Annotated in this window: 18 protein-coding genes; 10 read left to right on the top strand and 8 right to left on the bottom strand. The window is 66.2% G+C overall.

What is annotated here, in order from left to right; all coding sequences use genetic code 11:
• From ACGTN6_RS11310 to ACGTN6_RS11290, 5 genes are all read right to left on the bottom strand, one after another.
• Positions 1–1,022 (bottom strand): retention module-containing protein (locus tag ACGTN6_RS11310; protein ID WP_394591626.1); only part of this gene is annotated, 1,022 nt, incomplete at its 3' end.
• Between the two features lie 423 nt (positions 1,023–1,445).
• Entirely contained in the window at positions 1,446–2,045 is a 600-nt protein-coding gene (locus tag ACGTN6_RS11305; protein ID WP_394591625.1) for a response regulator transcription factor, read from the bottom strand.
• A complete protein-coding gene (locus tag ACGTN6_RS11300; protein ID WP_394591624.1) occupies positions 2,042–3,469 on the bottom strand; it encodes an HlyD family type I secretion periplasmic adaptor subunit in 1,428 nt (475 codons plus the stop codon). The genes ACGTN6_RS11305 and ACGTN6_RS11300 overlap by 4 nt, the downstream gene beginning before the upstream one ends.
• Positions 3,466–5,634: a type I secretion system permease/ATPase gene (locus ACGTN6_RS11295; protein ID WP_394591623.1), complete on the bottom strand. Its 2,169-nt coding sequence runs from the start codon at positions 5,632–5,634 to the stop codon at positions 3,466–3,468. Before ACGTN6_RS11295 ends, ACGTN6_RS11300 begins: the two co-directional genes overlap by 4 nt.
• Positions 5,635–5,735: 101 nt before the next feature.
• Complete coding sequence (locus ACGTN6_RS11290) at positions 5,736–7,211, bottom strand: TolC family outer membrane protein (RefSeq protein ID WP_394591622.1); 1,476 nt, start codon at positions 7,209–7,211, stop codon at positions 5,736–5,738.
• A gap of 419 nt (positions 7,212–7,630) precedes the next feature.
• Here ACGTN6_RS11290 and ACGTN6_RS11285 point away from each other — a divergent pair, with 419 nt between their 5' ends.
• Both ACGTN6_RS11285 and thiI read left to right on the top strand, forming a co-directional pair.
• Entirely contained in the window at positions 7,631–7,912 is a 282-nt protein-coding gene (locus ACGTN6_RS11285; RefSeq protein WP_394591621.1) for a hypothetical protein, read from the top strand.
• Between the two features lie 134 nt (positions 7,913–8,046).
• Positions 8,047–9,528 (top strand): tRNA uracil 4-sulfurtransferase ThiI, encoded by a 1,482-nt coding sequence (gene thiI, locus ACGTN6_RS11280; RefSeq protein WP_394591620.1) that lies wholly within the window; start codon positions 8,047–8,049, stop codon positions 9,526–9,528.
• Positions 9,529–9,619: 91 nt separating this feature from the next.
• Here thiI and ACGTN6_RS11275 read toward each other — a convergent pair whose 3' ends face one another.
• Both ACGTN6_RS11275 and ACGTN6_RS11270 read right to left on the bottom strand, forming a co-directional pair.
• Entirely contained in the window at positions 9,620–9,964 is a 345-nt protein-coding gene (locus ACGTN6_RS11275; protein WP_394591619.1) for a cupin domain-containing protein, read from the bottom strand.
• 53 nt (positions 9,965–10,017) lie between these two features.
• Positions 10,018–10,287 (bottom strand): hypothetical protein, encoded by a 270-nt coding sequence (locus ACGTN6_RS11270; RefSeq protein WP_394591618.1) that lies wholly within the window; start codon positions 10,285–10,287, stop codon positions 10,018–10,020.
• A 279-nt stretch (positions 10,288–10,566) separates the two neighbouring features.
• Here ACGTN6_RS11270 and metG point away from each other — a divergent pair, with 279 nt between their 5' ends.
• From metG to ACGTN6_RS11250, 4 genes are all read left to right on the top strand, one after another.
• The gene (gene metG, locus ACGTN6_RS11265) at positions 10,567–12,603 is read left to right on the top strand and encodes a methionine--tRNA ligase (RefSeq protein WP_394591617.1); all 2,037 of its coding nucleotides are present in this window, start codon (positions 10,567–10,569) and stop codon (positions 12,601–12,603) included.
• 7 nt (positions 12,604–12,610) lie between these two features.
• Positions 12,611–13,585, top strand: a complete 975-nt coding sequence (locus ACGTN6_RS11260) for an RnfABCDGE type electron transport complex subunit B (protein ID WP_394591616.1) — start codon at positions 12,611–12,613, stop codon at positions 13,583–13,585.
• Positions 13,586–13,601: 16 nt separating this feature from the next.
• A complete protein-coding gene (gene nth / locus ACGTN6_RS11255) occupies positions 13,602–14,237 on the top strand; it encodes an endonuclease III (RefSeq protein ID WP_394591615.1) in 636 nt (211 codons plus the stop codon).
• A gap of 178 nt (positions 14,238–14,415) precedes the next feature.
• Positions 14,416–15,213, top strand: a complete 798-nt coding sequence (locus ACGTN6_RS11250; protein WP_394591614.1) for a YdcF family protein — start codon at positions 14,416–14,418, stop codon at positions 15,211–15,213.
• On the opposite strand, the gene ACGTN6_RS11245 is transcribed toward ACGTN6_RS11250, so the two are convergent.
• On the bottom strand, positions 15,210–15,896 hold the full coding sequence (locus ACGTN6_RS11245) for a glutathione S-transferase family protein (protein WP_394591612.1): 687 nt from the start codon (positions 15,894–15,896) through the stop codon (positions 15,210–15,212). The genes ACGTN6_RS11250 and ACGTN6_RS11245 overlap by 4 nt on opposite strands.
• A gap of 135 nt (positions 15,897–16,031) precedes the next feature.
• Here ACGTN6_RS11245 and ACGTN6_RS11240 point away from each other — a divergent pair, with 135 nt between their 5' ends.
• Genes ACGTN6_RS11240 through ACGTN6_RS11225 form a run of 4 tightly spaced genes read left to right on the top strand, consistent with a single transcriptional unit; the run spans position 16,032 to position 21,390 of the window.
• Entirely contained in the window at positions 16,032–16,406 is a 375-nt protein-coding gene (locus ACGTN6_RS11240) for a response regulator transcription factor (RefSeq protein ID WP_394591611.1), read from the top strand.
• On the top strand, positions 16,403–18,469 hold the full coding sequence (locus ACGTN6_RS11235; protein ID WP_394591610.1) for an exonuclease domain-containing protein: 2,067 nt from the start codon (positions 16,403–16,405) through the stop codon (positions 18,467–18,469). The genes ACGTN6_RS11240 and ACGTN6_RS11235 overlap by 4 nt, the downstream gene beginning before the upstream one ends.
• Entirely contained in the window at positions 18,466–18,654 is a 189-nt protein-coding gene (locus ACGTN6_RS11230; RefSeq protein WP_394591609.1) for a hypothetical protein, read from the top strand. The genes ACGTN6_RS11235 and ACGTN6_RS11230 overlap by 4 nt, the downstream gene beginning before the upstream one ends.
• 6 nt (positions 18,655–18,660) lie before the next feature.
• Positions 18,661–21,390: an ATP-binding protein gene (locus ACGTN6_RS11225; RefSeq protein WP_394591608.1), complete on the top strand. Its 2,730-nt coding sequence runs from the start codon at positions 18,661–18,663 to the stop codon at positions 21,388–21,390.
• The last annotated feature ends 132 nt before the right edge of the window (positions 21,391–21,522 follow it).

Genomic DNA, 21,522 nt, shown 5'->3' with positions numbered 1-21,522 from the left:
ACGATGGTCACCGGGCTGTTGCTGGCATCGGTGATATCGCTGCCGTTGACGGTCACGCCGGCGATGCCGGCCTGGGCGCCCACGGTGGCGGTACCGGTGACGGTGTCGCCGCTGGCCTCGACCACGCGCTGCTCGGCGCCGTCGGCGTCCGGGGCATTGTCGTCGATGTCGACCGTCGGCGGCGCGTCGGTGGCGCCCGAAACGGTAACGGTTACCTGACCAGCGTCACTGCTGCCATTGCCATCCGTGACCTGATAGGACAAGGTCCCGGTGGCGACTTCACCGTCATCGAGCGGTCGAAAAACGTCGCCCGGATCGAAGCTTACGGAGCCATCGGCCGACACTTCGACGATCACGGATACCGTCGTGCCATCCGGCATGGTAAAGACGACATCGCGGGGCCCCGGGTCCGACACGCTCAGGACATCGCCATCCGGATCGCTGTCATTGAGCAGTACATTGGCACCGTCCAGAGGGGCCGTTTCGTTCGTCACGAAGGCGTCGTCGACGGCTTCGACCTCACCATTCAGCGGTTCGGCATCAGAGGGCGTGAAGGTCTCACCCTCACGCACCTCAACACCCGATGCCTGCACACCTGAAAAATCGAAGGAGAGCGGATCGACCTGCTCAGTGATGCGCGCCAGGCGAACGAAGTCATGGCCGGCGCCGCCCTGGGCGCCACCACCACCGGCGGCGGGATCCTCGAGTTCGTCCAGGAGATCACCACTGCCCTGCTCGATGGCGGTCAGCAGGGCTTCGAGGTCACCGTCCTGAACGCTGGCTTCCTCGACGGGAATCGATACATCGACATCCAGCTCGGGAGTCATCGCCACTTCTTCTCCGCCACCGATAGTGGTGGGTCCGAAGGCGTCGCCAAAATCGAGCTCGACGCTGGCGTTATCCCCGGTGACGAGCGTCTCGCCCTCTCTCAGGGTATCGCCCGCGTGTAGCTCTCGCAGGTTGCCTTGGCTGTCCTTTGCCCAAGCTTGACCTGAAACGGAAACGACGGTGGCGATGGCCATGGCATGACTCCTTGTGTACGGATGCGTAGACCGGCGCGATCACTAAAGACGGTCTAGCCAGAGGCTTAATGCTAAATCAGCATTTCTCTCATCGACATTGTACCGATGGACAAGGAAGCACTACAGAGAACGATCCGCCAGCGATAGCGAATTCTTACCAGACAGATGGCCGATGACGCTCCGGAAGAGTCGGAGCCGGCCTCGTCATACCGAGGGGAGAAACTCTGCGCCTGCCGCGCCCAGGCGCGTGGTCCACGCCGAACAAAGGGCGTGCCTTGGTCAGGCCACTACCCCCAAGTGAAGCCCGACGCACCATACGCCCGGCGGGCCACAGCCCCAGGCGACAAGAGACTAACCGCTACGCCGACAGGCGATCCCTTCGCAACGCTCATCGAGTCAGCGCGCCTGGTGTAGCGACGCTGCCTACTGCTCAGATAGCTTGAGAATCAGCTGCATGCGATCTCGAATACCCAGCTTTCGAAAGCTGGCTCCCAGGTGGGCCTTGACGGTCCGCTCAGTGATGCCTAACAGGCGTCCCACGGCCTTGTTACTGTTACCCTCCGCCACGGCCAGGGCCACGGCGCGCTCGCGCTCGGTCAAGGGCTCCAAGGCGCCATTGGAGAGCCGAGCCGCACCGCCAAGCGCGCGGTAGGCGCCGCCCACAACCTGGGCCATGAGCTCCGGCAGGACCCAGATCCCCTGATTGGCGGTGACCAGGGCAATCTGGCGCAGCGCCTCCGGGGGCGACAGCAGGTGCGCATAGCCCCGCGCTCCCGCCTCAAGAGCGCGCCGCGCCTGCCGCGACTCCGGAGCCGGGCTGAGCACGGTGACGATGGCACCCCGGCGAGAGAGGTCACTCACCAGCGCAGGCCACTCCTCGATATGGGTCACTACCCAGGCCTGCATCTCGGTCGAGGCAGCGGCAATCGCGGCCGGCTCGTCCACGCATCGGGCCTCGGGAAAGGCCTCACGCCATCTCGCCATCAGCACCGACTCTCGGCATACGAAATGCTGCTCCATCATCGTTCTCCCAGAGCCTCTTGCCAGGCCCTGAGGACCGGCTTGAGCAGATACTGCATCACCGTGCGTTTTCCTGTCAGAATGTCCACTTGCGCCGTCATCCCCGGTATCACATCCAGAGCCTGGTGCTCGCCTTCACCCTCCATGGTACGGACCTTGACCAAATAGAAGGTATTACCCTCGTCATCGGTGATGGTGTCAGGGCTGATATGCACCAACTCCGCTTCCAGCCCGCCATAGATCGCAAAATCGTAAGCCGTGAGCTTGATGGTGGCAGGCTGCCCGGGACGCAGGAAAGCGATGTCCTGCGGAGCGATGCGCGCCTCGACCAGCAGAGCGTCGTCGGTCGGCACCACTTCGACGACTTCCTGTCCGGGCTGGGCCACACCGCCAAGGGTGTTGATGCCCAACCGCTGCACGATGCCGTCCACCGGGGAGCGTATCTCCGCCAGCCGCACGCGATCCTGGAGGCCAGCACTCGACTCGTCGAGCGCGCCGAGATCGGCCAGAGTGCTCGACAGCTCGTTGCGCCACTCGTTGCGTGCCTCGAGATCGACCTCGCGCAATTTCGACTGGGCCTCCTCGATGGCCGACTGCAAGCGATCCACCTGGGCGGCCGCCTGGTCGCGCTGGCCACGGGCCTGGGTCACCTCACGCTGCAGACGTAGCACCTCGACTTCGGAGACCGCCCCGGAATCCAGCAGGGGACGCGTCAGACTCAGCTCCCGACCGGCCATGCCCAGCTCACGCTCGGCGGTATCACGACGCGACTGGGCCTCGTCCAGCTCTGCCCGGCGCTGAGCCAACTGCTCCTGGAGGATTTTCTTCTGCTCGTCCAGTGAATCGAGGTTGCTCTGATAGAACTCACGCTCCTGGGCCACGATATCCGGCGCCCGCTCCACCAGGGACGACGAGGGTGAAAATGCCGCATCGGACACCAGCGCGCGCAGCCGTTCGGCACGCGCCTCCAGCGATTCGGCCTTGGCCCTGTTCTCGCGGAAGTTGGCAAGAAAGCGCGTCGGGTCGATACGCATCAACAACTGTCCCTTCTCGACGCGCTCCCCCTCAGAGACCAGGATCTCCTGGACCACCCCGCCATCGAAGGACTGAATCTTCTGCAGCTGGCTGGAGGGAATCACTCTCCCCGTGCCTCGCGTCACCTCATCCAGAGGGGCGAAAATCGACCAGACAATCAGCACCACCACCGCCACCAAAACGGTATAGAGCAGCAGCCTGGCCCGTAGCGGTTCCTGCTGGAGCCGCGCCCAGTCGGCATCGCTGGCCCAGTCACGATCCATGTGTGCGGAGGTGACGCGTCGCGCGAACAAGCGGTCGATGAAGGGCCGAAACGCTTTCCCCCCCACATTGGAGAAACGCCCAATCGCTTCGAAACCGCGCTGCTCGCTGGTACGAGAGTCCTGGGTCATGCGGCCCTCCCGATCTGCCCCTTGCGCAGGGCCTCGATCACCTGATCCCTGGGACCATCTGCCATCACCGTCCCCGCATCGATGACAATGATGCGATCCACCAGCGACAGCAGTGAGGTACGGTGGGTGATGATCAACATCGTCTTGTCCTCCCCGACCTCCTTCAAGCGAGCCTTGAGCGATTCCTCTGAAGAGTGATCCATGGCACTGGTCGGCTCGTCGAGCAGCAGGATCCTGGGCTCGTGCACGAGCGCCCTGGCAATGGCAACCTGTTGACGCTGGCCGCCCGACAGTCGCTGCCCCCGCTCCCCGACCTCAAGATCGATACCGTCGGGATGCCCATCGACGAGCGCGTTGAGCCCACTGAACCGAATGGCACGCAGCAGCGACTCGTCGTCTACCGCGTCGCTACCAGATCCGGCCAGAATGTTGTCCCTCAGCGAACCGTGGAAAAGCGTGACGTCCTGGGGCACATAACCGAAGTGGCGCCGCAGCTGAACGGGGTCGAACTGGCGAACATCCACGCCATCCAGGCTGACGGCGCCAGCGGAGGGTTCGTACAAGCCCAGCAGCAGCTTGTGAAGCGTCGTCTTGCCACAGCCCACGCGACCCAGCACCGCGACTTTTTCGCCGGCGGCCAGGGACAGCGATACGCCTCTCAAGGCCTCACGCTGCTCATCCGGGTAGCGAAACGTCACATTGTCGAAACGCAACTCGCCACGCACCACGGGCCGGTCGATGAAAGGCTTCGCCTCGGAGCGCTCCACCGGCAAGTCCATCAGGCCATTCAACGACTGCATGGCGGTGGAGGCCTGATGATACTGGGCCAGCAATGCCGCCGCCTGGCTGACCGGCGCCATGGCGCGGGACGACAGCAGGTAAGCCGCGATCAAGCCGCCCTGTGTCAGCTCGCCTTCGATAATCAAGTAGACGCCCGTGATGACGACCGCCACGGACACGCTGTGCTGTGCCCATAGCGCGACATTGCCCACCGATGAGCTGACCATCTTCAACTGCGCAGCCGTGCGCGACAGAAACGCCGACGCTCTTTCCCACCCACCCTGGACGCGACTCTCGCCTCGCAGGGATTTGAGCGTCTCGAGCTGAGAAATCGATTCGATCAGCGTGGCGTTGCGCTGGGCACTCGCTCGCCAGGTCGTCTCCGACAGCTCGTGAAGCTTGCCCTGGGCGGCCAGCGCGTAGAGCAACACGAAGGCGATGCCCACCAATACCGGAATCACCAGCGGCGGGCCAATTAGCGCAATGATGGCGGCGAACAGCATCACGAAAGGCAGATCGACCACCCCAACGACCGTCGCAGAACCGATGAAGGCCCTCACCGACTCGAAAGACTGCATAGTGGAGGCGAGAGTACCCGTCGAAGAAGGACGGGCCGACAGACGCAGGCCCAGCACTTGCGACATCAGCTTCGAGGACAGCTTGACATCCGCCCGACTGGCCGCCAGATCGACAAAGGCACCACGCATCAGGCGCAGCGCTAGATCGAAGCACAGTACGATGAAGATCCCCACCGCCAGCACCCACAACGTCTCGGTGGCGTGATTGGGCACCACACGGTCATAGACGTTGAGCACGAAGATCGGCATGCCCAACGCAAAGATATTGATCACCACCGAACCGGCAATGACATCGCGATACAGGCGCCGATTCTCGCGGATCACGCTCCAGAACCAGTGACGACCACGCGTTCGATTGACCTCCGGCCCCCGGGAGTCGAAGCGAAACCTGGGCCTGACATAGATCGCCTGGCCGCTGTAGCTCGCCTGGAGACCATCCAGGTCGACCTCGGTATCCGCCTCGCCGAGCTCTGGGAACACGACCCGTGCACGCCGAGCTTCGAGATCCAGTGCCAGCAGTACGCATGCACGCCCCGGCTCGAGCAACAGCACCACGGGAAACAGGGCGGGGTTGAGCTGCACGAGACGGGTCTTGACGATGCGCGCCGACAGGCCGGCCCTCGACGCCGAACGTGGAAACACGCCTGGCGTAAGACACCCCTGCTCCAACGGCAGGCCCGCGGTCAGGGAATCGGCACTGACCTCATGCCCGTGCACGAGGGAAATGGTCAGCAGGCACTCGAGCAGCTCGTCCTTGACGGCGGACCCGGCGGCTTCGTTTTCCTCGAGAGCTTCACGTTGTGTCAACACACACCTCAGATGTCCGTTCAACCAGGAGATAGAACCGGTTCAGGCAACGCGCCCCCTACGGCTGGCTCGATGGCTTGCCAGCCGTGAGGCTCATCGGCTCACTGCATGGTGGCATCCGACGATTGGCTGGAGGACGCCGTGATGCCACGCGTGAAGTCAGACAGCGTGTAGCCGCCAGGACCGGGCGCCGGGCAGATCGTCTCGGGATCGAGGCTCACGCCATCACTGCCCAGCTCCGCCAGGGTCGGCATATCGCTGCGACGCACGTCCAGCACCTGCATCAGGCGCCCTGTGGCCGCCAGCGTGCGGGCGTCGGCCAGCGCCACGTCGAATTGAGCGTTGACATAGGCACGACTGGATTCAAAGTATTCATTCTCGGTATCCAGAACATCCAGCAGGCTGCGCTGGCCGATGTCAAACTGCTGCTGGTAGGCACCCCGCACGCGATTGGTGGAAAGCCGATGCTGGTTGAGATAGGCGAGCTGCTCACGAAGGCGTTGACTGTCGTTGTACGCGATCTGAGTCGTCTGACGAACGTCGACACAGGCCTTTTCACGCAGATCGATGGACTGCTCGACCCGCTCGCTGGCGGCGCGGAAGCTGGCAAGATCACTGCCCCCGCGATACAGATTCATGCTCGCCACCAACTCGATGCTGCTGCGATCCTGTCGCGAATCCGAATTCAACGCCGTGCCACTATCGCTGTCCTGGTAAGTGCCGGTACGCGCGACCAGGTCCAGCTGGGGATGAAACGCCGCCTGTGAGGCACGACGTTCGGCACGCGTGGCAGCAATGTTCTCGATCGCGGCGTGAAACTCGGGATTCCCCTGGAACGCCAGGTTCAGCGCCTCGGAGACATCACCGGGCAGGCGATCACCGAAAGCGGGAGCCGGCGCCAGCGACGTCGATGGCAGCTCTCCGATGATACGCTGGTAGCGAGCCGTCACATCATGCAGGTTCGAGGCCTCGGTCATGAGGTTGGACTCGGCCAGCGCCAGGCGCCCGCTGATCTGCTCGAGGTCGACGCCGCGCCCGGCCCCCGATAGCGCCCTGGCCTCGATCTGGTTGAACACCTCCAGATGCTTGCGATAGCTCTCCTGGGCCAGGCGCACAAGCTCGCGATAGCGCTGAACGTCGAGATAGGCACGCACCGCCTCCAGTGAGGTCGTCTCACTGGCATCGAGCAGCTCGTAGTAACGCACCAGCTCAGCACGATCGAGACGTTCCACCTCGCTGCTGGTGGCGAACCCATCGTAGATCATCTGGCTCAGAGTCAGCTCGGCGTAGTCGGTATCGTAGCTACCACGTCCGTCGCGCTCGCGGTCTTCCCGCCCCACCCCGGCGCTGGCGTCGAGACTCGGGAGGTAGTTCCCCCAGGCCGCCCGACGATCGTAGCCCGCGGCCTGGAAAGCCTGCCAAGCCGCCTGCACTTCGGGATTGGTCGAGATCGACCGCTGAACCACGCCCTGTAGATCGGAAGACCCAGGTGACATCAGCCCCTCCGGCAAAGACTGGGCAACCGCCGAAGCAAGCGGCAGCAGGACAAGGCTGGCGCCGACCATCAGGTCGCGCATCAGACGGCCTTGCGCGCGACGCGATGTCACTGGATAGCTAGGGCACTTCATATCAACTCCCTTGATCGACATAGGCTGTGGCATTGAGGATCGTATTGTCTTTCTTTTTCTTTTCTTCGCTCGCTGGGCCTCTGGCGGCGCCACGATGGCCGTAGACGCAGCAACAGTGGTCATGCCCGCCGCGGGCGCTTCCCACCCAGAGGGTATCAGCCGGAATATGAACATCAGTAAAGGCTGTTACAGAAGGTAACAGAATGCAGTGATTTAGGCACCTACATAAAATAATTCTTATGTGAGCGATTCACGATCCCCATTGTAAGCCATTGCCTACAGAGACGCCCAAGGTATCGCTCTCAGGACACGATACAAACGTGATATCGTCGCCGTAACGAGTACCGTCCAGTATCAAGGAGAATGGCATGTCCTCATCGGAAATCCAAAAGACTCGCGTCATCAATGAGCTACGCAGCTTCATCAAGAAATTGCTGCAAGATCCCAAGATCCTGGAACAGTCCCTGACGATCGCCCGGCAACGCCTCGGCGAGGGCGATCAATCGGACGTCATGGCGCGCATCGCCAACGAGATATCCGATACCACCAGCGTGCATATCCCGGAAGACCCCAAGGAACATTCGGAGGCCGATCGCCTGTTCCTGGAATTGCTCAAGGAAGTGGTCAGGGAAGAGCAGGCCCTCTACTGACTCCAGGCTCCTCTCATCCTCTCTCGAACCACTCAGGGAGGCGGACCGCCTCGCGGCATCGCCGCCTCCCCATCGACTGCGCCCGGCCTCGGCAGCTGATATAATGCCGCGACACTTTTTCAACGCCGCCCCGCATGCTCTACCTGCTCAAACTCCATCCCGAAATTACCATTAAGTCCCGTTCGGTGCGTCAGCAGATGACTCGCTGCCTGACGGCCAATATCCGCAACACCCTGCGCCGCCTCGATCAGGGCGTGAGGGTCAAGGATCAATGGGACGCCATCCGTGTTCGCCTGCCCGAGGGGCTCGCCGACGAGACCACGGCCGCCATCGAGGACGGCCTGACGCGCATCCCCGGCATCCAGCAGATCCTCGCTACCGAGGAAGTCCGTTTCGACTCGCTGGAGCAGGCCGCCGAGCACATCGTGCCGCTGTGGAGCCCAGCGATTGCCGGTCGCAGCTTTCGCGTCCAGGCCAAGCGCCGCGGCGAGCACGACTTCACCTCGGCGGACATCGAGCGCTATCTGGGCGGCAAGCTGCTCGAGGCGTCGCCGACGGCTCGCGTCAATCTCAAGCACGCCGAGGTCGTGGTGCCGGTGGAGCTCAATGATCGTCGCCTTCAGGTGATCAGGGCTCGCTGGAAGGGGCTCGGTGGCTACCCGCTGGGCGTGCAGGGCCAGGCGCTGTCGCTGATCTCGGGCGGCTTCGACTCGCCGGTAGCGACCTGGAAGATGATCCGGCGGGGCGTCAAGACGCACTTCCTGTTCTTCAACCTGGGCGGTCCGGCCCACGAGGCCGGGGTGCGCGAAGTCAGCCACCACGTGTGGGAACGCTACGGCGTGTCACACAAGGTCAAGTTCGTCTCGGTGCCCTTCGAGGGCGTGGTCGCCGAGATCCTGCGCTCGATCCCCGACGGCCTGATGGGGGTGGTGCTCAAGCGCATGATGATGCGTGTCGCCGGGCGGATGGCAGAACGCCTGCGGATACCGGCGCTGGTCACCGGGGACGCCATCGCCCAGGTGTCCAGCCAGACCCTCAGTAACCTGGCGGTGATCGACGACGCCAGCACCCTGCCGATCCTCAGGCCGGTGCTGACCGACGACAAGCAGGACATCATCGACCGGGCGAGGATGATCGGCACGGCCAGATTCGCCGAGTCCATGCCCGAGTACTGCGGGGTCATTTCGCGTCGCCCGCACAACAAGGCTCCGCTGGGTGACGTGCATGCCGCCGAGGCCGAGTTCGACGAGCGAGTGCTGGAAGATGCCATCCAGGCCACCGAGGTCATGCGCATCGACCAGGTGCTCGAGCGAGAGGCCCCACTTCCCGAGGTAATGACGGTAGATTCGCCGGAAGCGCTGGGACACCTGGATGCTCCCTGCGTGATCGACATCCGCCGCGCCGACGAGCAGGAAGCGGCTCCCCTGGAGCTGCAACGCATCCCGCTGATCCATATCCCCTTCTACGAACTGCAGGACCAGGCGGCCGACCTTCCCGCCGACAAGCAGTACCTACTGTACTGCGACCAGGGCGTGATGAGCCGCATGCAGGCCTTGCACCTGGCCGACCGAGGCCTGCGCCACTTCGGCGTCTACCGGCATTCGCCGGCGCTCTAAAGCGTCGTCCTGCTGGCCGATCGACGACCCACGGCCCTGGCGGCCGTGGGGCCGCCAGGGCGTCATGGCCAGGCTCTTTAGATACGCGGCACTAGTCGAGGGGTGAGACATCACCGCTCGCCGTGAAGTGGATCGCCAGCCAGCGGGTCTCGATGTCCGGGGCCGTCCAGGTCACCCGGTGGCGCCGATGGGCTGCAATGATCAGATGGTCACCGGGCCCCAGCGACACTTCCCTCGCATCATCCTCGAAGGCCAGCCTCGCCTGTCCCGTCAGCACCACCACCCACTCATCGAGGGCCTGGTCATACCAGCCCTGCTCCGGCGAGGCCTGCCCCCGGGACACGATGAGTTCGACCCGCAGGCGGTCCGCCTCCAGCAGGGTCTCGAAGTGCTCTCGCCCCATGTCCGCGGGAAGGAAGCGCAACAGGTTGATCACCGCTCTCCTCTTCCCATCCGGCGCTGATCGAAAAAAACCAACGGGCACGCCCCCTACTGACAAGGCACCACCTTGCGCTGGGTGCTCAGGGCCCAGAGTTTCTGGCCGTCGGGCGTGTCGCCCTGTTCGCTCCAGGTCTCGGTGATCTCGAGACAGTAGGAACCCAGGCTCTCGACGGTGACCTGGGGATCGGCCGGGCGCTGGTTGCCGATCCGCATGATGTCAGGGTTCTCGCTGGTATAGTTCGGGGCGATGGCGCCGCCGCTGCAGCCGGCCAGCAGCGCAATGAGCCCCATCGAGAGGGGAATGCGATAACGGGACATGGCGTCTTGTCTCCATGGAACGCCGGGTGCCGGGAGGATCGCCAGCCACCGCGAGGCGAGGCCCCGTGCCCGGGCCGTGACGGGATGCGCGGCTCGCGGGCCGCTATTGCCAGCTTAGTCGCCGCACGACGACCGGGCGAGGCCGGACGGGTGCAGCCCACGCCGAAGATGCTACAATCTGGTGCCTGATTTCACGGACATTTCGCATGGCGGCCTCGACTTCGCCCAGGCGTCGAGTCGGCCGCCGTGTTCCACGCTTACGGGAACCCCAGAGCCACCATGTCGAACACCGCCCCGCGCAAGATCCTGGTCACCAGCGCCCTGCCCTATGCCAATGGCGCCATCCACCTGGGCCATCTACTGGAGTACATCCAGACCGACATCTGGGTGCGCTTCCAGAAGAGCCGTGGCCACGATTGCCACTACGTCTGCGCCGACGATGCCCACGGCACCGCCATCATGCTTCGCGCCGAACAGGAGGGAATCACCTCACAGGCGCTGATCGACCGCGTCAGCCAGGAGCACCAGCAAGACTTCGCGCGCTTCGGCGTGGCCTTCGACAACTACCATTCGACCCACTCCGAGGAAAATCGCCACTTCAGCGAGCTGATCTATACCCGGCTACGCGACAAGGGCCATATCGCCACCCGCGACATCGAACAGATGTACGATCCGGTCAAGGGCCTGTTCCTGGCCGATCGTTTCATCAAGGGCACCTGTCCGAAGTGCAAGACCGACGACCAGTACGGCGATAACTGCGAAGCCTGTGGCGCCACCTACACGCCGGCCGAGCTGATCGACCCCGTTTCGGCCATCTCCGGGGCGACTCCCGAGGTCCGGACTTCCACTCACTACTTCTTCAAGCTGCCCGACTTCGCGCGCTTCCTGCAGGGCTGGATCGACGACGACCATGTCCAGCCCCAGATCCGCAACAAGCTGATGGAGTGGTTCGAGTCCGGCTTCAACGAGTGGGACATCTCCCGTGACGCGCCCTACTTCGGCTTCGAGATTCCCGATGCCCCGGGCAAGTACTTCTACGTCTGGCTGGACGCGCCGATCGGCTACCTGGCCAGTTTCAAGAACCTCTGCGACCGCGAAGGCATCGACTTCGACGCCTACTGGCGCGAAGGCTCGGACGCCGAGGTCTACCACTTCATCGGCAAGGACATCGTCTACTTCCACGCGCTGTTCTGGCCGGCCATGCTGCACGGCGCCGAGCTGCGCACGCCCACCGCGGTGAACTGCCACGGTTTCGTCACCGTCAACGGCGCCAAGATGTCCAAGTCCCGCGGGACCTTCATCAAGGCCGCGACCTACGCCGAGCAGTTGAATCCCGAGTACCTGCGCTACTACTTCGCCGCCAAGCTGACCGCCGGCGTCGACGACCTGGATCTCAACCTCGAGGACTTCGCTCAGCGCGTCAATGCCGACCTGGTCGGCAAGGTGGTCAACATCGCCAGCCGCTGCGCGGGCTTCGTCAAGAAGCTCGGCGGGGGGCGGCTCTCGGCCCACTGCGCCGAGCCGGCGCTGGTCGCCCGCTTCGTGGCCGCCGGCGACGAGATCGCCGAATACTTCGAGGCCCGCGAGTTCGGCCGCGCCATGCGCCGAGTGATGGAGCTGGCCGACGACGCCAACACCTATATCGCCGAGGCCGAACCCTGGGTGCTGGCCAAGCAGGAAGGTCGAGAGCAGGAGGTTCTCGACATCTGCTCGGTGGGCATCAACCTGTTCCGTCAGCTGATGGTCTACCTGGCCCCGGTGGTGCCCGCCATGGCCGAGGGCGCCCGCACCTTCATGAAGCTCGATTCGCTGGACTGGGACAGCCGGCAGGAACTGCTGCTCGATCACGAGATCGCCAAGTTCAAGCCGCTGATGACCCGCGTCGAGCGCGACCGCATCGATGCCATGATCGAGGCATCGAAGGAGGATCTGGTGGAAGAACAGAAGCTCAAGGAAACCCCCAAGGGCCCGCTGGCCGACGAGCCCATCGCCGACGAGATCGCCTTCGACGACTTCGCCAAGGTAGACCTGCGCATCGCCCGCATCGCCAAGGCGGAATACGTCGAGGGCGCCGACAAGCTGCTCCAGTTGACGCTGGATCTGGGCGGCGAGACCCGCAACGTCTTCGCCGGCATCCGCAAGGCCTATGCGCCGGAGGCCCTGGAGGGCCACCTGACGGTGATGGTCGCCAACCTGGCGCCGCGCAAGATGCGCTTCGGTGTCTCCGAAGGCATGGTACTGGCCGCCGGCGACGACGACGGCATCTACCTGCTGGAGCCCCATTCCGGCGCCCAGCCCGGCCAGCGAGTGAGCTGAGTCAGGGATGGACCAGCCCACGCTGATCGAGGCCGTCGACGCCACACTGCCCCAGACCCAGTGCGGCAAGTGTGGCCATGACGGCTGTCGGCCCTACGCCGAGGCGATCGCCGAAGGGGAAGCGATCAACCGCTGCCCCCCCGGCGGCGAGGTTACCGTCGCGCGGCTGGCCGAGCTGACCGGCCGTGCCGCGGTGCCGCTGGAGCAACCGGCGCAGTCGCCCCTGGTGGCGCGGATTCGCGAGGATGAGTGCATCGGCTGTACCAAGTGCATACAGGCCTGTCCGGTGGATGCCATCCTCGGCGCCGCCAAGCACATGCATACGGTGATCGAAGCCGAGTGCACCGGCTGCGAGCTGTGCGTGCCCCCCTGCCCGGTCGACTGCATCGATCTGCTGCCGCATCCAGCCTGGCAGGACGCCCGCACCGAGAAAGAGCAGGACGCCTACCTGGCCCGACGCGCCGCACGCGGCCGACAGCGCTTCGAGGCCCGCCGGGCCAGGCTCGACCGCGAGGCGGAGGAGAAGCGCCTGCGTCGGGCCGAGCGACGGGCCAGGTCATCCGCCTCCCCGGCGGCGGCCTCCCGGCAAGCGCCAGCGGCCTCATCGAGCGCCCTGCGCGCCAGCCGGATCAGCCTCAGCGCAAGCCTCAAGCGCCTGGAGCGCCAGCGCCAGGCGAGCGATCTCGCTCCCGCCCAGCGAGCCGAGCTCGAGCGACGCGACACCGAACTCCGCGAGCGCCTGGCCAAGCTCGATCGCCAGCTGCAAGGCGCCGGCGGCGCTAAGGCCCCAAGCCAGAGCGAGCGACAGCGCCGCTTCGCGATCAACGCCGCCGAACAGGCCAGGCGTCGCGCCCGCCAGCAGCTGGCCCATGCCGAACGCCAAGGCGACGACGACGCCATCGAGGCGGCCCGCGACCAGCTTGCCGGCGCCGAACGCATGCTCTCCGAGGCCCAGGCCGCCCCCGGCCCCGCCGACCACTGAAACGTCCGACACCGCCATGAACGCCCACAAACGCCACGAGATCTTCGCCCGCCTGCGCGAGCACAATCCCGAGCCGACCACCGAGCTCAACTGGTCGACGCCCTTCGAACTGCTTACCGCGGTCCTGCTGTCGGCCCAGGCTACCGACGTGGGCGTCAACAAGGCCACCGACCGCCTCTTCCCGGTCGCCAACACACCGGCGGCCATCCTGGCGCTGGGCCTCGACGGCCTCAAGGAGCACATCAAGACCATCGGCCTGTACAACACCAAGGCCGAGAATCTGATCAAGACCTGCCGCATCCTGCTCGAGCAGCACGACGGTGAGGTGCCGCGCCGCCGCAAGGCGCTGGAAGCCCTGCCCGGCGTCGGACGCAAGACCGCCAACGTCATTCTCAATACCGCCTTCGGCGAGCCGACCATCGCCGTGGACACCCATATCTTCCGGGTCTCAAACCGCACCGGAATCGCCAAGGGCAAGGACGTGATCGAGGTGGAAAACAAGCTGCTGCGCCACGTGCCCAGGGAATTCCGCCAGGACGCCCACCACTGGCTGATCCTGCACGGTCGCTACACCTGCGTGGCCCGCAAGCCGCGCTGCGGCAGCTGCGTGATCGAGGATCTCTGCGAATATCCCGATAAGGTGGAGATCTGAGGCGCTGTTGAGGCCATGGCCATGCTCGGTGAGCCGCTAGGCTGTAGGCCACACGACACCAGGCGCTCACCGGGCGAGCCGGCATTCGTTTCAACGTCTGTCCGGCACATAGCGCGGTTGTGCCAAGGGCCTGGGCGGGTCAGACCGCCGGCTTGCCGCCAACACGAGATGACACGCCATGGCACTCCTCGAATCCCTGCTGCTGCCCCCGCTGCTCAACGCCTGGCTGATCCTGGTCGGCGGCCTGCTGTGGATGCGCCTGCACCTGATCGGCGGACTGCTGGTGGTACTCGGCCTCGGCGGCCTGGTACTGCTGGCCACGCCGACGATCAGCCATGACCTGCGCGTGGGCCTGGAGCCGCCGCCGCTGACCGTCGACTCGGGGCTGGAAGGCCCCCGCCCCGAGGCATCAAGGGGCAACGCTCCCCGACTCTCTGACGCCCAGGTCATTGTCATCCTGGGCGGCGGCCGAGACGTGGGAGCCCCGGAGTTCGGCTGGAGCGACGCCCCGTCAAACGCCAGCTGGCGTCGCCTGGCCTATGGTGCCTACCTGCAACGCCGGAGCGGGCTGCCGATCCTGGTCAGCGGCGGACGCATCCACGCCGACGAGCATGGCTCCGAAGCCGGCCTGATGGCTGCCGCCCTGCGTGATGTCTTCGACGTCCCGGTGCGCTGGACGGAGGACAGGAGCACGGACACCGCGGAGAATGCCCGCTACAGCGCCGAGATACTCGCCGCCGAGGGGATCGAGCGTGTCGCCCTGGTCTCCCAGGCCTGGCATCTGGCTCGGGCAAGCGCTGACTTCGAACGCGTCGGCCTGACGGTCACGCCGGCGCCCACCGGATTCGCCAGCCCACCGCCCAACGGGTTCGCCGCCTGGCGCCCCAGCGCCTACCACCTGCACCAGAGCAGCCGGGCCCTGCACGAATGGCTGGGGCTCGCCGAATCGTGGCTCAAGGACCGGCGACTCCGCTAATCGCTGGCGGCGAGGGAAAATTTCCCGCCCCTCTCGATGGCCCTCTGATACGCCGTCCGCTCGCGACAGCGGGCCAGGAAGTCGCGCAGCCGCGGTGCCGCATCGAGCCCGCCGCGGCTCTCCAGCGCCAGCACCGGGAAGCTCATCTGGATATCCGCCGCCGAGAAGGCCTCGCCGGCGAACCAGTCAGACGCGCCCAGCTCGGCCTCCCAGAAGTCTCTGAGCTCGGTGATGCGCGGCCCGAGGAAGTTCTTCTCGACGCCTTGCGCGAACTGGCGCCCCAGCGGTCTCACCAGGGCCGGCACCGGCGGCTTGCCGAGCCGCGAGAACACCAGACGCATGACCAGCGGCGGCATCGCCGAGCCCTCGGCATGGTGCAGCCAGAACCGATAGCGCTCCCGGGCATCGCTGCCGACCGGCGGCGCGAGGCGCCCATCGGCATCGTGATGCTCGAGCAGATACTCGATGATCGCCCCGGACTCGGCGATGGCCCGCCCGTCTCGCGCCTCGTCGGTGATCACCGGCGACTTGCCGAGCGGATGCACGGCCCTCAGCGACGCCGGCGCCAGCCAGGTCTCGGGATCGCGCCGGTAAACGACCACGTCGTAATCGACGCCGAGCTCCTCGAGCAACCACAGCACCCGCTGGGAGCGGGAATGTTCAAGATGATGCACGCGGATCATGAATCGGCCTCCCTGACGATGGACGTCCAGTGTAACGGCTTGGGCCAAGGTCGTCTTTGCCGCTCCGGGAGGGCTCACTAGACTCGGAGACATCACGCTGCACTAAGACCGCCCAACCGCCAGGAGGGAAGCAAAATGACGAAGGTGCTGGTGGTGGACGACGAGCCCAACATCGTCCTGTCGCTGGAGTTCCTGATGCAGGAAGCCGGCTTCGAGGTAATGACCGCCGAGGATGGCGAGACGGCACTGGCCCGCGTCGCCGAAGAGCCTCCCGACCTGGTGCTGCTCGACATCAGCCTGCCGGGCATCGGCGGGTTCGACGTGCTGGAACGGTTGCGCGCCGATCCCGCACTAGCCCGACTGCCGATCATCATGCTCACCGCCCACGGCCGCGAAGTGGAACGCGAAAAGGGGCTAGCGCTCGGCGCCGATGACTACGTCACCAAGCCCTTCTCGACTCGCACGCTGGTCGACAAGGTCAAGGCCTTGCTCGACGAGGGCGAGCGATGAGCACACGCCGAGGCGGGCCGCCGCGCCGCCAGACCCTGGTTGGCCTGTGGCTGCTGCTCAGTGGCGTGAGCCTGCTGGGTGGCGCCCTCTTTGCCTTGTGGCTCGATGGTCTGCTCGAGCCCCGGGGACCGGCACGCTGGGCGCTATGGCTGGGCAGCCTCTCCGGCGGTGGCACCATCCTGCTGGTCGGCTGGCTCCTCGAGCAGCGGCTGTTCGCCCCCCTGCGTCACCTGCAGGCTCAGCTGGCACGCCTGGTGGCCAATCCTGACGCCCGGGACGACAGCCCGCCAAAGGGGTGGCTGCAAGGACTGGGCCCCGATCTGGTGCGCATCCGTGAGGCCTGGCGCGACGATCGCACCCGCCTGGCTACCGCCCGCACCGAAGGAGCCCGCAGCGCGGCGCGCATTCGACAGGAGCTCGAGGCCCTGCTGCAGGTACTCGACACCCCGCTGCTGCTCTGCGACCGCCATCGACGGCTACTGCTGTTCAACCCCGCCGCCGAGTCACTGTTCGGCGATGCCCCCGGGCTCGGCCTCGGCAAGCGGCTGGAAGCACTGCTGCCCGCTGCCAGCCTGCACGACGCTCTGCGCCAGCTGCCCGAGGATGGCAGCCCGCGAGAGGTGCTGGTGCCCTGCGGCGAGCACTGGCTGCGCGCCGCGCTGCGCCGCATCCCCGACAGCCAGGGCGAGACACTGCTGACGCTGGTGGATGCCACCGCCGCCTGGACCACCGAGCTGAGTGCCGGCGCAACCCTGACCGGGCTGCTGCCCGCGCTGCGTCGTCACGGCGCCGGCCTGACCAGCGCCGCCGATGCACTGAGCCATCTGTCCGGCACCGACAACGACGAGCTGCGTCGCCGCCTGGCACACGTGGTCGAGGAAGAAGGCCGCGGGCTCGCCGAGCGACTGGAGCGACTGGGAGAAACGCTGGACGCCCTGCAGCACCAGGCCGAGCGGCTGACCCCGCTGTGGTCCAACGATCTCTGGGCGGCACTCGCCGAGCGGCTATCCGCTGGCGGCCTGCAGCTGACCCCGGTCGGCATGCCGGCCTGGCTCAAGGGGGACGCCCCTGCGCTGCTCGAGGTGCTCGCGCGTCTGCTGGAGCGCCTCGCCGCCCATACCGGCGCCGACCAGTTCGACGCCGAGGCCTGCCTCGGCAACAAGCGGGTCTACCTCGATCTCTGCTGGCAAGGGGCCCCGCTCTCCGAAGGCGATCTGTCGGCCTGGCGGGGCGAGCGCCTCGAGGCCCTGCCGCTCGCTCCGACCCTCGGCGAGGTGCTGCGCCAGCATGCCAGCGACGCCTGGGGCCTGGCCGATGTCGACGGGCACCAGGCGAGGCTGCGCCTGCCGCTGCCGGCGCTGGAGCGGGTCGGAGCGCCCGGTCCGCGCACGTCGCCACGCCCGGAGTTCCATGACTTCGGCATCGCCGAGCTGCCACCACCGGACGCCGAGCTCGCCGCCCGGCCGCTGCGCGCCCTCGAGGTCGTAGCCTGCGATACCGAGACCACCGGCCTTGAGCTGCGCCGCGGCGACAGGCTGATCAGCATCGGCGCCTGCCGCATCGTCAATACCAGGCTGCTGGCCAGCGAAACCTTTGACCTGCGCGTCGACCCCGGCCGTTCGATTCCCCCATCCAGCACCGCCATCCATGGCCTCACCGACGCCGACGTGGCCGGTGCGCCACCCGCCAGCGTGGTGCTGCCGCGCTTTCGCGACTATCTGGGCGACGCCATGCTGCTCGCCCACAACGCCGCCTTCGACCTGCTGGCCCTGCAGCCGCTGGACAGCGGAGTGCGCTTCGATATGCCGGTGCTCGATACCCTGCTGATCTCGCGCGGGCTGGACCCAAGCCTCGACGGCCACGACCTGGACTCGCTGGCCGAACGCTACGGGCTGCGCTTCCCTCCCGGCAGCCGTCACACAGCGCTCGGCGATGCCCGCGTCACCGCCGAACTGTGGTTGGCCCTGCTGCCGCGGCTAGAGGCTCGCGGCATCGCCACCCTGGGCGAGCTACTGGCCCTGCAGGCCAGCGCCTTCGACCGGGAGGACGCCAGCGCCTCATGATGTCGCCACGCCGCAAGGAACGCCTGGTCGCCCTGATCGTGATGGCCGTAGTGCTGTTCACCCCGCCGCTGCTGCTGGTGGCCGAACGAATAGGGCCGGGCGCCCTGCCGCTGTATGTCTTCCTCGCCTGGGGCGGCGTGATCGCGCTAGCCGGCTGGCTGCTGGAAGGCAGACGCGGGGAGTGAGCGATCATGCGTAACGAACTCACGATACTGGCGGTCGCCTTCGGCTACCTGGCGCTGCTGTTCGTGATCGCCGCCTGGGGCGACCGCCGCGCCGAACAGGGCCGTTCGGTCATCGGCTCGCCCACCATCTACGCGCTGTCGATCGCCGTCTATTGCACCGCCTGGACCTTCTACGGCAGCGTCGGGCGGGCGGCCGAGAGCGGCCCCAGCTTCCTGCTGATCTATCTGGGACCGACGCTTGCCATGCTGCTGGCACCGTTCGTGACCCGCAAGATGGTGCGTATCGCCGCCGCCCAGCGCATTACCTCGATCGCCGACTTCATCAGCGCCCGCTACGGCAAGAGCGCCGGACTCGGCGCCTTGGTGGCACTGATCGCGCTGATCGGCGTCACGCCCTATATCGCGCTGCAGCTCAAGGCGATCACCCTGAGCTATGCGGTACTGGTCGACTATCCCTTGGCCGTCGGCGAGCGCCTCGACAGCGCCCCTTTCTGGGCTGACAAGTCGCTGTGGGTCGCCCTGGTGCTGGCGGTATTCATCATCCTGTTCGGCACTCGGCACCTGGACGCCAGCGAGCGCCACGAGGGCATGGTCGCGGCCATCGCCTTCGAGTCGCTGGTCAAGCTGGCCGCCTTCCTGGCGGTGGGCGTTTTCACCGTCTTCGTGCTCTACCGCAGTCCGGCCGAGCTTTTCGCGCGGGTCGCCGAAACCCCAGCGCTGACCGACATTCTGGGCCTCTCGGCAGTACCCGGAGGCGCGCTGGGCTGGGTCGGAACCCTGGTGCTGGCCTTCCTGGCCTTCCTGGGGTTACCCCGCCAGTTTCAGGTAATGGTGGTGGAGAACGTCGACGAGCGACACATCACCCGTGCGGCCTGGCTGTTCCCGCTTTATCTGCTGGCCATCAACCTGTTCGTGATTCCCATTGCGCTGGCCGGCTTACTGGGCGACGCTGGCGGCGATCCGGACAGCGTGGTGCTGACGTTGCCGCTGGCCGCCGGCGCCGAAGGTCTGCCGCTGCTGGTGTTCATCGGCGGCATGTCCGCAGCGACCGGCATGATGATCGTCGAGACCATCGCGCTGTCCACCATGGTCAGCAATCAGCTGGTCATGCCGCTGCTGCTGCGCTCGCGCCGGCTGTCACGCGGCGGCCAGGGAGCACTGGCCGGCTGGGTGCTCGGCGTCAGGCGCCTGGCGATCCTGGCCATCCTGCTGCTGGGCTACGGCTATCACGCCCTCGTTGGCGATGCCTACAGCCTGGTCACCATCGGCCTGGTGTCCTTCGCCGCCGCCGCCCAATTCACCCCGGCGCTGCTGATCGGCCTCTACTGGCGTGGCGCAAATCGGCTGGGCGCCGGCCTGGGGCTCGCCGGCGGCTTCGTGGTCTGGGCCTGGACGCTGCTGATCCCGGGCTTCGCCCAGTCCGGCTGGCTCGACGCCGGCTTCCTGGCCCACGGCCCCTTTGGCATCGACTGGCTCAGACCCTATGCGCTGTTCGGGCTGGAAGACTGGGACATCTACACCCACTCGCTGCTGTGGAGCCTGGTCGCCAACGTCGGACTGCTGGTCGGCGTCTCGCTCTTCACTCGTCAGTCGCCCCTGGAGCAGACCCAGGCCGCACTGTTCACCGAGGCGCTGCATCCGCGGCTCGACCAGGCCTCGCTGCATCATGGGCAGACTCCTCGCGGCGAGCTGCGCGCATTGCTCGATCGCTATCTGGGCGCCGCCACCAGCGCCCGGGTATTCGCTGGCGAACCGGAACAAGATGCCGATCAGCCGGCCCCAGCGGCGCTGGTGGCCCGCGCCGAGCAGGCCCTGGCCGGGGCCCTGGGCAGCGCCTCGGCCCGGGTGCTGATCGACTCGGTGGTGCGCGGGGAGGCACTGGACCTGCCGGCGCTGCTGAGCATCCTCGACACCACCTCCGAAACCCTGGAGATGAACCGACGCCTGGCGCAGAAGTCCCGCGAGCTCGAACGCATCGGCTCGGAGCTGCGCCAGGCCAATACGCGGCTTCGCGAACTCGATCGACTCAAGGACGAGTTCGTGGCCATGGTCAGTCACGAGCTACGAACGCCGCTGACCTCGATCCGTGCCTTCGCCGAGATCCTGCGCGACCATCGCGATCTGCCCGACGACAAGCGCGAGCACTTTCTCGAAGTAGTGGTGCGCGAAAGCCAGCGGCTGTCGCGACTGATCGAGGAAATGCTGGACCTGGCTCGCCTGGAGAGCGGCAGACTCACGCTGCATCCCGAGCGGCTCGACCTTGCCACCCTGGCCCGGCACGGCGTCGAGGCTATCCAGCACCCACTGGAAGAGCGCGGCATCGTGCTGGAGGTGGCCATCGAGGTCGGCGAGGCGCCGGTGATCGGCGATCCCGACCGACTGGAGCAGGTCATCATCAACCTGCTCGACAACGCCGGCAAGTTCGCCGACGCGACCACGCCCCGGGTGCGCCTGACGCTGGCGCGTCACAAGCACAACTATCGGCTGGCCGTGGAGGACAACGGTCCCGGCATTGCCGAGGACGAGCGCGAGCGGGTGTTCGAGAAATTCCACCAGATCCAGCGCCAGGATGACGCCGCACAACGCGGTCGTCCTCGGGGCAGCGGGCTGGGACTACCGATCTCGCGCGGCATCGTCGCCCACCTGGGCGGCCGACTGTGGGTCGAAGACGCCCAGACGCTGGGCGGCGCCTGCCTGGTGATGGAGCTGCCGGAAGCCCCGCACGCCGCTACCTGACCCAGCGCGGCTCAAGTCCCTGCCGGCTCGGCCGATAGGAAACTGTGGCCGAAGCCACCAGCATGGGCTTCCGCCTCTCCCATCAGGGTCCAAGCGCCCTTCCCTCGCCTGCCAGGACACGCTGACGCCAGG

Source organism: Halomonas sp. B23F22_20 (assembly GCF_043496985.1).
In the GTDB taxonomy this organism is placed as follows: Bacteria; Pseudomonadota; Gammaproteobacteria; order Pseudomonadales; family Halomonadaceae; genus Halomonas.
Note: the sequence above shows the minus strand (reverse complement) of the source record. Positions and strands in the feature narration are given on the sequence as shown.